We start from the raw sequence: 13,693 nt of genomic DNA on the forward strand, positions 1-13,693 counted from the left end.
AGCATCTGTGCGCAGGCCGCTCTAACGCCTGCGCAGAAATGCGCTACTTTCCTCCTGAAGCCGCCAACAGGAGGGAAGGATGAGCTGGAACCCGGCACTGGAACCGCAATGCCCCGATGCGGGCAGCCTTGATGCAATTGAAACGGTGATCATCCCGCGCGCCCGTGACCTCGGCGGCTTTGAGGTCCGCCGCGCCTTGCCCGCACCGCGCCGCCAGATGGTCGGCCCGTTCATCTTCTTCGATCAGGCCGGGCCGGCGGAGTTCCTGACCGGGCAGGGCATCGACGTGCGCCCGCATCCGCATATCGGCCTTGGCACTGTGACCTATCTCTATCAGGGCGAATTCGAGCATCGCGATTCCTTAGGCACTCACCAGATGATCTATCCGGGCGAGGTGAATTGGATGGTGGCAGGCCAGGGAGTCACCCATTCCGAACGCACCTCGGCCACGACCCGCGCAGCCCCAAGCAGCCTGTTCGGCATCCAGACCTGGATCGCGTTGCCCGACAGCCACGAGGACACGCCCGCGGCCTTTGAACACCACGGCAAGGACGCGCTGCCGCTGCTGGAGGGCGAGGGCAAGGCCGTGCGGCTGATCCTCGGCTCCGCCTGGGGTGAGAAAGCCCCTGCAACGCTTTATTCTGAAACATTTTATGCCGATGCGGTATTGCAGGCCGGCGCCAAACTGCCGCTGCCCTTGGATCACGAGGACCGGGGGCTTTACGTCACGCAAGGATCGGTGGAAATCGCCGGCGAAACATTTGAGGCCGGCCGGATGATGGTTTTCCGGCCCGGTGACGCGATCACTGTGACCGCAGGCCCGCAAGGGGCGCGGCTGATGGCGCTGGGCGGTGCGACGCTGAACGGGCCGCGCTATATCTGGTGGAACTTCGTCGCCTCCTCCCGCGACCGGATCGAAGACGCCAAGTCCGCCTGGGCCGCTGGCGACTGGCAGCAGGGCCGCTTCCAGCTGCCGCCTGGCGATGATGAAGAATTCACCCCGCTGCCGGAGAAGCGGAAATAATTCACATGTGAAGCCTTGCGCCGCCGCCCGAACGGGTGTTCTGTCCCGCCATGTCCCAAACCGCCAAATCCGGCTATACCGTGCAAAACCCTCTTCGGGGGGTGTTCTGGATGGTTGTCACCGGTCTTTGCTTTGTGGCGGTCACAGCGCTGGTCAAACACCTTGGCAGCCGCATCCCGCCCGCCGAAAGCGCCTTTTTGCGGTACTTGCTGGGGCTGGTGTTTCTGATCCCGATGGCCGGGGCCTTGCGCCGGGCGCAGCTGACCCCGCGGCTTTGGGCATTGTTTGCAGGCCGCGGCGTGGTGCATTCTGCCGGCGTGATCCTGTGGTTTTATGCTATGACCCAGATCCCGCTGGCCGAGGTTACGGCAATGAACTACCTGTCCCCGGTCTATGTCACCTTGGGGGCTGCGCTGTTTCTGGGGGAGAAGCTGGCGGTGCGCCGGATATCGGCGATTGCTGTCGCTTTGATCGGCGCGATGATCATCCTGCGTCCGGGCTTCCGCGAAGTCTCCCCCGGCCATATCGCCATGCTGTTCACTGCCGTGTCCTTCGGGGCCTCTTACCTGATCGCCAAGTTTACTGTCGGCAGCAACAGCCCGGCTGTCGTGGTCGGCATGCTGTCGATCTTTGTCACTCTGGGCCTTGCCCCCTTTGCCCTGGCGGTCTGGGTGACGCCCACGCTGGCCGAGATTGCAATTCTGTTCGGAGTCGCCAGCTTTGCCACCGCGGGCCACTACACCATGACGCTTGCCTTTGCTGCGGCACCCGTTGCGGTGACCCAGCCGGTCACGTTCCTGCAACTGGTCTGGGCCACCTTGCTGGGCGCACTGGCGTTTGGTGAACCGGCTGACATCTGGGTAATGTCCGGCGGCGGGCTGATCCTGGCTGCGGTCAGTTTTATCTCGTGGCGTGAAGCCAGAATTAAAAAGAAGGCTCTTACACCTTCCGGTAATGCGACTGGTGTTTGATCGTCTTATGGATGTTACAAACCCGAAGTAATCTCCCGCTCTTACCGACGCAAGCGGAGACCGCGCATGGCGAATTGGCTTTGGCCCACGGCGTTGCTGCTGGCGGCCCTTTTTGATCCGCCGGCCGCCCAGGCCGGGCCCAGTATCTGCAACGATACTGAGGCTTTGCATCAATTGGCCGTCAGCTTGCGGATTGACGGCCGTTGGGTGGTACAGGGCTGGCAGCCGCTCATCCCGGGAGATTGCGCCGAACCGGTGCCGGCCGGCTATCAGGGCCGGTTTCTCTACTTCCGCGCCAAAAGCCCCGGATACAGTTTCCGCGACGACAGCGTCCGGTTTTGCACGGCCCAGGGCCGGTTCCGGATTGAGCATGGCAGCGATTGCACCACACAAGGCTATGCAATGCAGGGTTTTGCCAAAACCGTTACGGCACCAGCAGGACCGCAGGTTCTGCTCAGTTCCCGATCACAGTCCGAACGCCGGGAGGCTGCGGTTGCCGCCGCTGAAGACGGGCATGACGCAACAGAAGACCAATTTCATTACGCGGCGGAGGTGGTCTTTCAAGGCTGCAAGCAGCAGAAAAGTCCGGGCGCCGTCACCTGCAGTTTTGTTGGCGGCGGCATGGAGTTCGGTGCTGTGGGCAAGGTCCGGATCTCCGATCCGGTCTTCACATTCCTGCTGGGGCTGGTGCGCGGCACCCCGCTGGCTATTGACGGTGAGATAGTCACCCGTTTCGGCTCCTTTGCAGAGCTGGAGCTGCACAGTGTCACGCCGCGTGTGCCGAACCGGTTCGACAAGATGCTGCAGAACATGCAGGGAGAGTGGCGGTCCGTGCAAAACCCCAAAGACCGGTTTGCCATTTCCGGTGCCGTGCGCCAGGTCCGATACGGCGGCAGGCAAATGACCCCGGAGTTTGTCACGATCGAGCAAGGCTGCCGCGGCATGGGGTTTACGGGTGACTTCCTGATGGCCTGGGACAGCCAGAGCGGCACCAAACTGTGTTATCAGATCGATTCTCTGACCCGCGATGGAATGACACTTATTTATTTGCCGCGCGGAACCCGGCTGGACTACGAACGGCTGCCTGGCGGCTAGGCCTTATGGGATGACAAGATCCACAACCAGATGCGCCGCAGCTCGCGCGGCCTCGGGATTCAGCGGATCTTCCGACTGCGCGGCCTGTAGCCAGACCCCGTCCATATAGCATTGCAGCGCCTGGCGCGCGGTTTCCAACTGTCCGCCGGGCAGCAGCGCCCGCAGCTCGGCCAGGACATGGCTGCGCACCCGGGCACGGTTGATTCGGTGCAGGCGGCTCAGCCGCGGCGAATAGGGGGCATTTGCCCAGAACTGCATCCAGATACTGCACTGGGGCACAGTGAAAAGACCGTCGGCAAAGTTCGCGTCCATCACCGCATATAGCCGTTCGCGCGGGGTGCGCGCTGTGGCATAGCCATCCGCCATGGCCCGCCGCAGCTTGCCCAGAAGATGCAGCATTGTGGCTTCCATCAGCCCTTCCTTGGAGCCGAAATAATAGTTTATCGAGGCCGCCGAAGCACCGGCCTCCCTGGCGATTTCCGCCATGGTTACAACACCGTAACCGCGCTCATGCACTGCAACGATGGTGGCTTCGATCAGCTCTTCGTTGCGGATATCCCGGATGCGTTTCCTGCTCATGAATAAGTTGTGCGGCAATTGGGCCGGCGTTTCAACTGTTGTTCGAGGGAATCCAAATCTTGAATGGTCATTCAAAAAACTATTTGGCCGATCAGTCTGCTGTGTTATGTACCCGACCCATGTCTTAGGGCGGGAACCGCCTGGAAATGGGAGGGACATATGACTTCAATCATTTCATTCGGGATTCTGCTGGCCTTTGCGCTGGTGGTGTTCTGCGTGATCAAGTGGTGGAACGTCCGCAACGTCGGCGTGACTCCGGTCCACTTGTTCACCTTCATCGCAATCCTCTTCACCTCGGGCCTGGACGTCGGCCTGATCATGTTCCCGCTGGCCTGGGACTTTCCGCTTTATGCCGACACCGCGGCAGAGCCCGCCTATGGGTTCACCAACCCGCTGGCGCTGGAATTCGGCTTCTGGGGCTTCCTGATCTGGGGCTTCTACTTCCTGACCACCTTCTATTTCTGCGTGGTCGAGCCGCGGGTGAAGTTCTTTGAGATCCCGCTGGTGAAATGGCTCAACAACATCGTGATCATCGGCACCTGCGCCTTCACCGGCGCGCTGTTCCTGATCTACCTGCCGTATTATGCCACTTTCATGGGCGACGGCGAGAGCGTGATCCCGGCCTTCTATGTCATTACCTTCCTGGTGATCCTGTTTGCCGCCTTCTCGTCGACCGACATCAAATACGTGCGCATCCTGTCGGTCGGCTCCACCGTGTTGTTCCTGTCGCTGATCCTCGGCATGTGGGCTTATTCCGGTATGGGGCTGAGCGCCTTCGGCGATACTGCCTCTAACATCGGCGGCTATTTTGCCAACATCCACAAATTCGTGCTGCCGCTGACCGACTATCACGAATTCTACCTGTTCTGGTGGTTCGCATGGTCGATCATGATCGGCCAGTTCACCTCGCGCTTTGTCGGCGGGCTGCGCACCTGGCAGGTTCTGGCAGCGCTGCTGATCTTCCCGTCGATCCCGCTGGGTGTGTGGTTCTCGGTTCTGTACTATTACCACCTCAACAGCATCGAGACGACGCTGCTGATCAATGTCTCCATGGTCGCGGTGGGCATCATCTTCGTGGTCAACTCCTTTGACTCGCTGATCCGCCTCTACACCGACAACTTGAACCTGACGGCCAAGCGTTTCGGCACCATTCCTTATGTGCTGGGCAATGCGGTTGTACTGTTTGCCCTGACCCTGGCGTTCCAAAGCCAGTGGCTGCAGATCCAATGGATCGGCACCGTGGTGATCGGCATCTATGTCGCCTGCCTGGCCTATATCGTGCTGTTCAAGCGCAGCGAAGTGATGAGCATCACCGCTTCGCCCGAGGAAAACACGCTCGACTTCGACAAGATCAAGACGGCCCATTAAGGGCGGTCTCCCGGCTGGCCCCTAGTTTCCCCGAATGATGGGACCAGCCACTAACTGCCTGGCAGCGCCTTCGGGCCTGCCAGGCGCCTTTCGAAGAAACATCGCCAATACTGGGAGGTCCGCGATGAGTGCCCCGAATATCCTGATCCTGATGGTTGACCAGTTGAATGGGACGCTTTTCCCGGACGGCCCCGCCGAATGGCTGCATGCTCCGAACCTTAAGAAACTGGCGGAACGCTCGACCCGCTTTAAGAACGCCTATACCGCGTCGCCCTTGTGCGCACCGGGCCGGGCGTCTTTCATGTCCGGCCAGCTGCCGTCGCGCACTGGCGTCTATGACAACGCCGCCGAATTCCGCAGCGACATCCCGACCTACGCCCACCATCTGCGCCGCGCAGGCTACTACACCTGCCTTTCAGGCAAGATGCATTTTGTCGGCCCCGACCAGATGCACGGCTTCGAGGACCGCCTGACCACCGACATCTACCCGGCTGATTTCGGCTGGACCCCGGACTACCGCAAGCCCGGTGAACGCATTGATTGGTGGTATCACAACATGGGGAGCGTCACAGGGGCAGGGGTCGCGGAGACCTCCAACCAGATGGAATACGACGACGAGGTCGCCTATAATGCCACTGCCAAGCTCTATGAGCTGTCGCGCGGGCTGGACAACCGTCCCTGGGCGCTGACCGTCAGCTTTACCCACCCGCATGACCCTTATGTGGCGCGCAAGAAATACTGGGACCTTTATGAGGATTGCGCGCATCTTCTGCCGCAAGTTCCGGCAATGGATTACGACGACCACGACCCGCACGCCCAGCGGATCTTCGACGCCAACGACTGGCGCAGTTTCGACATCTCTGAAGAAGACATCAAACGCTCCCGCCGCGCCTATTTCGCCAATATCTCCTATTTGGATGACAAGATCGGCGAGATCCTGAATGTGCTGGAAACCACCCGGCAGGAGGCAATCATCCTGTTTGTCTCCGACCACGGCGACATGCTGGGCGAACGGGGCCTGTGGTTCAAGATGAGCTTCTATGACGGCTCCTCCCGCGTGCCGCTGATGATCTCCGCGCCGGACCTGCCAGCGGGCCTGATCGAAGCACCTGTTTCCACGCTGGACGTGACTCCGACGCTGGGCGCGCTGGCGGGTGTCGATATGGCTGAAATCGAACCCTGGACCGACGGCCAGAACCTGGTGCCGCTGGCCACCGGCACGGAACGGACCGAACCGGTTGCCATTGAATACGCGGCTGAGGCCTCATATGCGCCGCTGGTGTCGCTCCGCTATGGCAAGTGGAAATACAACCGCTGCGCGCTGGACCCCGATCAACTGTTCGATCTGCAGGCCGACCCGCACGAGCTGACCAATCTGGCAGCCGATCCGGCCCATGCCGGAACGCTGGAAACCTTGCGCGCCAAATCAGACGCCCGCTGGGACCTGGAGGTCTTCGACGCCGAGGTGCGCGCCAGTCAGGCCCGCCGCTGGGTGGTCTACGAGGCTCTGCGCCAAGGCGGCTACTACCCCTGGGATTACCAGCCGCTGCAAAAGGCATCCGAGCGCTACATGCGCAATCACATGGATCTTAACACCCTCGAGGAAAACAAACGTTTTCCCCGCGGCGAATAACCCGAAATCAGCACCCCGCCAGTTCTTCTGGCCCCAAATATCCCCGCCGGAGGCATGAAAATATGACCCACCCCGCACAGCCCAAAGCCAGCCACTTCATCAACGGCGAATACGTCGAAGACACCGCAGGCACCCCGATCCCGGTGATCTACGCCGCCACCGGTGAGCAGATCGCCACCGTCTACGCCGCAACGCCCGCAATCGTTGAACAGGCACTCTCCACCGCCAAGGAAGCGCAAAAGGCATGGGCCAAGATGACCGGCACCGAGCGCGGCCGCATCCTGCGCCGCGCCGCCGACATCATGCGCGAGCGCAACCACGACCTCAGCGTGCTGGAAACCTACGACACCGGCAAGCCGCTGCAGGAAACCCTGGTGGCCGATGCCACCTCCGGCGCAGACGCGCTGGAGTATTTCGGCGGCCTCGCCGCCTCGCTGACCGGCGAGCATATCCCGCTGGGTGAAGACTGGGTCTATACCAAACGCGAGGCGCTGGGCCTGTGCGTCGGCATCGGCGCCTGGAATTACCCGACCCAGATCGCCTGCTGGAAAGGCGCGCCCGCGCTGGCCTGCGGCAACTCGATGGTGTTCAAGCCGTCCGAGACCACGCCGCTCTGCGCGTTGAAAGTGGCCGAAATCCTGATCGAGGCCGGCGCCCCCGCAGGCGTCTTCAACGTCGTTCAGGGCATGGGCGAAGTGGGCGGTGCGCTGGTGACCGATCCGCGCGTTGACAAGGTTTCGCTGACCGGTTCGGTGCCGACCGGCAAGAAGGTCTATGCCGCCGCCGCTGCGGGCATGAAGCACGTCACCATGGAACTGGGCGGCAAGTCGCCGCTGATCATCTTTGACGACGCTGATGTGGACAACGCTGTTGGTGGCGCCATCAACGGCAACTTCTACTCCTCCGGCCAGGTGTGTTCGAACGGCACCCGCGTGTTTGTGCAGAAAGGCATCAAGGAAAAATTCCTTGCCCGTCTCGCCGAACGCACCGGGAATGCCATCATCGGCGACCCGATGGATGAGGCCACCAGCTTTGGCCCGATGGTCACCGAGAACCAGATGAACATCGTTTTGGGCTATATCGAGAAGGGCAAAGAAGAAGGCGCCCGCTTGATCTGCGGCGGCAAGCGCGCGGATATGGACGGCTATTTCATTGAGCCCACCGTCTTTGCCGATGTGACCGACGACATGACCATCGCGCGCGAAGAAATCTTCGGCCCGGTGATGTCCGTCCTTGATTTCGACACCGAGGAAGAGGTCGTCGCCCGCGCCAATGACACCGAATTCGGCCTGTCGGCAGGTGTGTTCACCAAGGACTTCACCCGCGCCCACCGGGTGATCGGCAATCTTGAGGCCGGCAGCTGCTTTATCAACTCTTACAACGACGCCCCGGTCGAGGCGCCGTTCGGCGGCGTAAAGGCATCCGGCGTTGGCCGCGAGAACTCGAAAGAGGCGATCAAGCACTTCAGCCAGGTGAAATCGGTCTACGTCCGCATGGGCGACGTCGAAGCGGCATTCTGATTGCCCTTTCGGGCAACGCCCACCCGCCGCCCCGTTGCCCGATAGGGCAAGAGGGAAGGGGTTGCTGAGAGGTCGCTGAGGGCGCTTTGCGTCCTCAGCAGACCAGAACAATGATGAGGCAGATTCGGGATGCCTCAAGGACAAGCCGCGCCAAGGCGCGGTGCCAATGGCATCCTTGACCCAACCCGGATCCGCAATGGAGAGAAGAAATGAACGCGGATTATGTGATTGTCGGGGCCGGGTCTGCCGGTTGTGCAATAGCCTACCGGCTGTCTGAGGCCGGCAAAAAGGTTCTGGTGATCGAACACGGCGGCACCGATGCCGGGCCGTTCATCCAGATGCCGGGCGCGCTCAGCTACCCGATGAACATGCCGCTGTACGATTGGGGCTACAAATCCCAGCCCGAGCCGCATCTGGGCGACCGCGAACTGGTTTGCCCGCGCGGCAAGGTGATCGGCGGCTCCTCCTCGATCAACGGTATGGTCTATGTGCGCGGCCACGCCGGCGACTACAACCACTGGGCCGAGTCTGGCGCTGCCGGCTGGTCCTACGCCGACGTGCTGCCGTACTTCAAACGCATGGAAACATGGAACGATCGCGGCCATGGCGGCGATCCGGACTGGCGCGGCACCGACGGCCCGCTGCATGTGACCCGCGGCCCCCGCGACAACCCGCTGCACGACGCCTTTGTCAATGCAGGCGCGCAGGCGGGCTACCCGGTCACCTCCGACTACAACGGCGAGCAGCAGGAAGGCTTCGGCCCGATGGAGATGACGGTCTACAAAGGCCAGCGCTGGTCCGCTGCCAACGCCTATCTGCGCCCGGCGCTGAAGCGTGACAACTGCAACCTGATCCGTGCCTTCGCCCGCAAGGTGGTGATCGAGGACGGCCGCGCCGTCGGGGTAGAGGTTGAACGCGGCGGTAAGGTTGAAGTGATCCGCGCCAATACCGAAGTGATCCTGGCCGCCTCCTCGCTGAATTCCCCCAAGATGCTGATGCTGTCCGGTATCGGTCCGGCCAAACATCTGGCGGAACACGGCATTGACGTGGTCGCCGACCGCCCCGGCGTGGGCCAGAACCTGCAGGACCACCTGGAATTCTATTTCCAGTTCGCCTGCAAACAGCCGATCACCCTGTTCAAATACTGGAACCTGTTCGGCAAGGCGCTGGTGGGGGCGCAATGGCTGTTCACCAAGACCGGCCTTGGCGCCTCGAACCAGTTCGAAAGCGCCGCTTTTGTCCGGTCCGGCAAGGGGGTGGACTATCCGGACATCATGTATCACTTCCTGCCGATTGCCGTCCGCTATGACGGTCAGGCCGCGGCTGAGGGCCATGGTTTCCAGGCCCATGTCGGGCCGATGCGCTCCGGCTCGCGCGGCGAGGTCACGCTGAACTCTGCCGATCCGAAAGACGCGCCAAACATCCTGTTCAACTACATGTCGACCGAACAGGACTGGGAGGATTTCCGCAAATGCATCCGTCTGACGCGCGAAATCTTCGGCCAGGAGGCGATGAAGCCCTTCCTCAAGCATGAGATCCAGCCCGGCGAAGCGCTGCAATCGGACGAGGAGCTGAACGGTTTCATCCGGGAGCACGTGGAAAGCGCCTATCACCCCTGCGGCACCTGCAAGATGGGCGCAGTTGATGACCCGATGTCTGTGGTCGATCCTGAATGCCGCGTGATCGGCGTCGATGGCCTGCGGGTCGCCGACAGCTCGATCTTCCCGCGCATCACCAACGGCAACCTCAACGGCCCGTCTATCATGACCGGCGAGAAGGCCTCGGACCACATCCTGGGCCGCCGCCTGCCGTCCTCGAACGCTGAACCGTGGTTCAACCCGGACTGGCGCCAGGCGCAGCGCTGATCCTGTTGCGCTGCCAGCAAGCCGCCCGCCACCTCCCCGTTGTGCGGGCGGCTTATTTCCTGATGTCCTGGCCTGGGATCGGGCCAGGGAACGGGGCTGAAATCAGGCCCGAAAATCAGCGCGTTTGCCGTATCTTTTGATCCGCGTCAAAGCGGGTGCGCAGCGCTGCGGATAATCTGCAACCGACCCTGGAAAAAAGGAGCGGGCAGATGTCCAACACCCCCCATGAACTGGCCGAAGAATTCCCCGAAAAGGCCGTGCAGATCAGTCAGCTGAAACAGGCAGATGCCCATTTCGCCAAGCTGTCGGACGAATACCACGAGGTAAACCGAGCCGTACACCGGGCCGAAACCAACGTGGAGCCAGTGAGTGCTGAGGCCGAAACCGGCTTGCGCAAACAACGCGCCGCGCTGAAGGACGAGATCTGGGGGATATTGTCGAAGGCGTGAGAGCAGATCGTGTTGACGGCAGAACGGGGTATCACTGTAGCCCCGTTCTGTTTTTTGAACCTGTTCGGCACTGACTGGCCTAGACCCGTTTCAGGGCCGGTCTGCGTTGCAGGTACCTGAGCCCATCAAGACCGGCATGGATTGCCCGCCGGTGTCCAGGGCAAAGGCCTGTTTCACCCGAATGGAGCCAAGCCCCGCAGCCGTAAGTGCTGCGCGCATCTGCTGTTCTGTCAGCCCGAAGCCGCCGCTGTCCTGGCCTTGCCAATCCCATTGCATAAACCGGCCGCCGCGCTCAAGCAGGCCTGAAAGTGCCTTCACGGCAGCTGCGTAGTCCGGCAGGAAGCCGCAGACGGAAGACGCGCAGATCAAATCGAATCCGGAAAGCCGGTCTTTGCCGCCCGCAGCTCCACCGCCTAGGATGTCCGCGTGGACAGGTGTCACGCTGGGCAGATTCTTGTCCTTCAGGACCGCAATCATCCTGTCCGAGGTGTCAACGGCAATCACCTCCTTAACATGCGGTGCAATCAGTTCCGTCAGCAGCCCGGTTCCGCATCCAAAGTCGAGGACACGTTTCGATTGCCAAGCCTCACCGCGTATTCCGGCATGCGAGTCGAGCGCGGAAAACGCTCTGGCTGCAAAAAGCCTGACATCGCTGTTGCCGTCCCACCCGTCCGCATAGTCATTCCAGTCGTCTGTCATTCGTTATGCATTCCCTCAGTATTGGCGACGGCGCCGGTCCGCTGAAGACCCGATCGTGCGTGCCGCAGAAGCACCGGACATTGGCTGGGCCGGACGCGGCAGTCAATACGGCAGGCAAAACGGGGGGCAGGCATTGTTTCCAGACGCTCAGTGTCTCAATCCGCGGCGTCAGGGATCACCCCTGCCGCTCTCTCCCGCAGGAACTTTTCCCCAGCCGTCAGGCCTGCGTCCCAGGTCGCCTGGATCTTCTCCGGATCGGTGAAGTCGATCTTATCCGCGGGCACCTCTTCCTGGGGCCAGACGTACAACCGCCCGGCGACCTCGGGCAGGCGCTTGTACGGGCGCGTCAGCAGTACCAGCGTGCGCCCCTTGTCGGGGTCCGGCATCGGCGCCTGATCGGCCATGCCGCCGTCGATCACCGCCCGTCCGTTCCAGCGGGGCGGGTCGAACACAGGCGGGATGGTGGCCGCGAACCGCACCAGAGCGGCCAGCTTCCCCTCCTGCGCTGCGGCGCGGGCGTCCACCAGGCTGGAGCTGACACCCAGCCGCTCTGCCCAGTTAAAATGCGGCGAGCCGACCATATGCAGCTCGGTCTCATAGGCCAGCGTCGCCAGGCTGCCAGTCAGACGCGCCCAGCGGTCAGAGGGCGGATGGCCGAGCAGGATCTGCGCCCGCGGCCCGGCGGCCACCCGCGCCATGGCATCGCCATCCAGCGACCGGGTGACCACCTCCTCATAGACCGTCTGGTGCGGCGTCAGTCCGGCCTCGCTAGGGTGGTGCCAGTTGATGTTGCTGCCGGTTGACCGGAAGGCCTCCTTCATCTCCGCCAGCACCCGCTCGCCGCGGCCCGCCAGGAACCCGGCCAGCGTCAGGGCGCCACCAGAAACCCCGGTCACGCGGGCGGGGCTCAGCGGCAGTTCATTCTGCACCACGTGCAGAAAACCGCCTTGCCAGAAGCAGCGGCAGCCGCCGCCGGACAGGACTAATTGTTCAAAATCTGCCATGAATCCTACCCTAGAGTGCGCCAGGCGCGCAGGCCAGCCGGTGCATCAGCTGACCTCATACGGCAGCACGCCGCGCTGATCGGTGTTTATGGTCAGCCGCCGTTCCAGCGGCGGAACCGAACGCTGGTGGCAGTCTTTCCGCTCGCAGATGCGGCAGGAAATGCCGATCGGCTCATAGGCGCTGTCCTGGTTCACATCCATCCCGTCTGCATAAACCAGCGCCTCCGCGTGGCGCACCTCGCAGCCCAGCGCTATGGCATAGCGCCGCACCGGGGATCCGAATGAGCCGCCCGGTTTCGACACATCCCGCGCCAGCGAGATATAGCGCACCCCGTCCGGCGTCTCCGCCAGCTGGCGCAGGAACCGGCCCGGGGTCTCAAACGCCCGGTGCACGTTCCACAGCGGGCAGGCGCCGCCGAACCGGGCAAACTGCAGCCGCGTGGCCGAGTGCCGCTTGGTGATCGTGCCAGCCTGATCAACCCGGACAAAGAAAAACGGCACTCCCTTGGCGCCGGGCCGCTGCATGGTCGACAACCGGTGCGATACTTGCTCGATCGAGGCGCCAAAGCGGATCGACAGCAGCTCCAGATCATGGCGGCAGGCCTGCGCCGCCTCCAGAAACCTTGTGTAGGGCATCAGGGCGGCACCCGCGAAATAGTTGGCAAGGCCGATCTTGGCGATGGCGCGGGCCTCCTCGCTTTGGAACTTTGCAAAATCCAGCGTCGCTTCCAGCAGCGCGTTCTGCCGCAAAAGCGCCACCTGCAGCAGCATCTGAAACAGCTGTGTTTGCGGCGCCGAGCGGTTGGACAGATGCAGCACGCCGGTCTCCGCATCATAGTGGCGCAAGCCCTCCATCTCGGATTGGCGCACGGTCACGCCGCCGCGCTCCAGCGCGGCCACGGCTGCCGCGCGGATGTCATTGGCGGCGGCAAAATGCTCGGCTGCATGGTCCACTGCATCGATGTAATTGTCGCAGTAATGGAAGAAATCGCGCACCTCTTCCCAAGGGGAGGCCTGAATGCGCGCGTCCTCGCGCCCCAGTGCCTCGTCCAGCGAGGCCAGCCGTTCATGCGTTTGCCTGTAGGCCCGGTGCAGCGACAGAAAGGCCCGCGCCAGGGCTGGCGCGTTCGAGGCCGTCAGCCGCAGATCCGCCAGCGGCGGCGCGTCATCTGCAAAGACCGGATCCGCCATTGCCTCGCGCATATCGCTGACCAGCCGTTCGCTGTCCCCTGCAGACAGCTCGGTCACATCCATGCCGAATTCCTGCGCCAGCGCCAGCACCACCGTGGTCGACACTGGCCGGTTGTTGTTCTCCATCTGGTTCAGATAGGGCAGGGAGACCCCCAGCTTGGCGGCAAAATCCTTTTGCGTCAGCTCCAGCCGCTGCCGCATTTCGCGCAGCTTGGCGCCGGCGTATAGTTTCTGGGTGGCCATTAGGCGCCCCTTTGCAAATCCAACTCTTGCGAATGGTATAATTGCAAACCTA

12 protein-coding genes are annotated in these 13,693 nt (G+C 62.3%); 8 read left to right on the top strand and 4 right to left on the bottom strand.

Going from position 1 to position 13,693, the window contains the following annotated elements; genetic code table 11:
* Window positions 1-79: 79 nt before the first annotated feature.
* The 3 genes from ETW24_RS07235 (at window position 80) to ETW24_RS07245 (ending at window position 3,090) form a co-directional block, all read left to right on the top strand.
* The gene (locus ETW24_RS07235; protein ID WP_129370401.1) at window positions 80-1,024 is read left to right on the top strand and encodes a pirin family protein; all 945 of its coding nucleotides are present in this window, start codon (window positions 80-82) and stop codon (window positions 1,022-1,024) included.
* A gap of 50 nt (window positions 1,025-1,074) precedes the next feature.
* On the top strand, window positions 1,075-1,995 hold the full coding sequence (locus tag ETW24_RS07240) for a DMT family transporter (protein ID WP_254695722.1): 921 nt from the start codon (window positions 1,075-1,077) through the stop codon (window positions 1,993-1,995).
* Window positions 1,996-2,061: 66 nt separating this feature from the next.
* Complete coding sequence (locus tag ETW24_RS07245; RefSeq protein WP_129370402.1) at window positions 2,062-3,090, top strand: DUF1036 domain-containing protein; 1,029 nt, start codon at window positions 2,062-2,064, stop codon at window positions 3,088-3,090.
* A 3-nt stretch (window positions 3,091-3,093) separates the two neighbouring features.
* Here ETW24_RS07245 and betI read toward each other — a convergent pair whose 3' ends face one another.
* On the bottom strand, window positions 3,094-3,669 hold the full coding sequence (betI, locus tag ETW24_RS07250) for a choline-binding transcriptional repressor BetI (protein ID WP_129370403.1): 576 nt from the start codon (window positions 3,667-3,669) through the stop codon (window positions 3,094-3,096).
* Between the two features lie 159 nt (window positions 3,670-3,828).
* On the opposite strand from betI, the gene ETW24_RS07255 reads away from it, so the two are divergent.
* From ETW24_RS07255 to ETW24_RS07275, 5 genes are all read left to right on the top strand, one after another.
* Window positions 3,829-5,037: a BCCT family transporter gene (locus ETW24_RS07255; RefSeq protein WP_129370404.1), complete on the top strand. Its 1,209-nt coding sequence runs from the start codon at window positions 3,829-3,831 to the stop codon at window positions 5,035-5,037.
* A gap of 124 nt (window positions 5,038-5,161) precedes the next feature.
* Window positions 5,162-6,670, top strand: a complete 1,509-nt coding sequence (gene betC, locus ETW24_RS07260; RefSeq protein ID WP_129370405.1) for a choline-sulfatase — start codon at window positions 5,162-5,164, stop codon at window positions 6,668-6,670.
* A 62-nt stretch (window positions 6,671-6,732) separates the two neighbouring features.
* Window positions 6,733-8,190, top strand: a complete 1,458-nt coding sequence (gene betB, locus ETW24_RS07265; protein WP_129370406.1) for a betaine-aldehyde dehydrogenase — start codon at window positions 6,733-6,735, stop codon at window positions 8,188-8,190.
* Between the two features lie 209 nt (window positions 8,191-8,399).
* Window positions 8,400-10,055 (top strand): choline dehydrogenase, encoded by a 1,656-nt coding sequence (betA, locus tag ETW24_RS07270; RefSeq protein WP_129370407.1) that lies wholly within the window; start codon window positions 8,400-8,402, stop codon window positions 10,053-10,055.
* A gap of 209 nt (window positions 10,056-10,264) precedes the next feature.
* Complete coding sequence (locus tag ETW24_RS07275) at window positions 10,265-10,504, top strand: YdcH family protein (protein WP_129370408.1); 240 nt, start codon at window positions 10,265-10,267, stop codon at window positions 10,502-10,504.
* A gap of 90 nt (window positions 10,505-10,594) precedes the next feature.
* On the opposite strand, the gene ETW24_RS07280 is transcribed toward ETW24_RS07275, so the two are convergent.
* The 3 genes from ETW24_RS07280 to ETW24_RS07290 form a co-directional block, all read right to left on the bottom strand.
* Window positions 10,595-11,203 (bottom strand): class I SAM-dependent DNA methyltransferase, encoded by a 609-nt coding sequence (locus ETW24_RS07280; protein WP_129370409.1) that lies wholly within the window; start codon window positions 11,201-11,203, stop codon window positions 10,595-10,597.
* 155 nt (window positions 11,204-11,358) lie between these two features.
* Window positions 11,359-12,207 carry a patatin-like phospholipase family protein gene (locus ETW24_RS07285; protein ID WP_129370410.1) on the bottom strand — a complete coding sequence of 283 codons (849 nt, stop codon included), beginning with the start codon at window positions 12,205-12,207 and terminating at the stop codon, window positions 11,359-11,361.
* A 45-nt stretch (window positions 12,208-12,252) separates the two neighbouring features.
* A complete protein-coding gene (locus ETW24_RS07290; RefSeq protein ID WP_129370411.1) occupies window positions 12,253-13,641 on the bottom strand; it encodes a helix-turn-helix domain-containing protein in 1,389 nt (462 codons plus the stop codon).
* Between the last annotated feature and the right edge of the window lie 52 nt (window positions 13,642-13,693).

The sequence above is a fragment of the Leisingera sp. NJS204 genome (assembly GCF_004123675.1).
Classification (GTDB): Bacteria; Pseudomonadota; Alphaproteobacteria; order Rhodobacterales; family Rhodobacteraceae; genus Leisingera.

What these genes read in the sequence shown, in the direction of transcription:
- ETW24_RS07235 (WP_129370401.1), top strand. Translation starts at nt 80, where the DNA reads ATGAGCTGGAACCCGGCACTGGAACCGCAATGCCCCGATGCGGGCAGC.
- ETW24_RS07240 (WP_254695722.1), top strand. Translation starts at nt 1,075, where the DNA reads ATGTCCCAAACCGCCAAATCCGGCTATACCGTGCAAAACCCTCTTCGG.
- ETW24_RS07245 (WP_129370402.1), top strand. Translation starts at nt 2,062, where the DNA reads ATGGCGAATTGGCTTTGGCCCACGGCGTTGCTGCTGGCGGCCCTTTTT.
- betI (WP_129370403.1), bottom strand. Translation starts at nt 3,669, where the DNA reads ATGAGCAGGAAACGCATCCGGGATATCCGCAACGAAGAGCTGATCGAA.
- ETW24_RS07255 (WP_129370404.1), top strand. Translation starts at nt 3,829, where the DNA reads ATGACTTCAATCATTTCATTCGGGATTCTGCTGGCCTTTGCGCTGGTG.
- betC (WP_129370405.1), top strand. Translation starts at nt 5,162, where the DNA reads ATGAGTGCCCCGAATATCCTGATCCTGATGGTTGACCAGTTGAATGGG.
- betB (WP_129370406.1), top strand. Translation starts at nt 6,733, where the DNA reads ATGACCCACCCCGCACAGCCCAAAGCCAGCCACTTCATCAACGGCGAA.
- betA (WP_129370407.1), top strand. Translation starts at nt 8,400, where the DNA reads ATGAACGCGGATTATGTGATTGTCGGGGCCGGGTCTGCCGGTTGTGCA.
- ETW24_RS07275 (WP_129370408.1), top strand. Translation starts at nt 10,265, where the DNA reads ATGTCCAACACCCCCCATGAACTGGCCGAAGAATTCCCCGAAAAGGCC.
- ETW24_RS07280 (WP_129370409.1), bottom strand. Translation starts at nt 11,203, where the DNA reads ATGACAGACGACTGGAATGACTATGCGGACGGGTGGGACGGCAACAGC.
- ETW24_RS07285 (WP_129370410.1), bottom strand. Translation starts at nt 12,207, where the DNA reads ATGGCAGATTTTGAACAATTAGTCCTGTCCGGCGGCGGCTGCCGCTGC.
- ETW24_RS07290 (WP_129370411.1), bottom strand. Translation starts at nt 13,641, where the DNA reads ATGGCCACCCAGAAACTATACGCCGGCGCCAAGCTGCGCGAAATGCGG.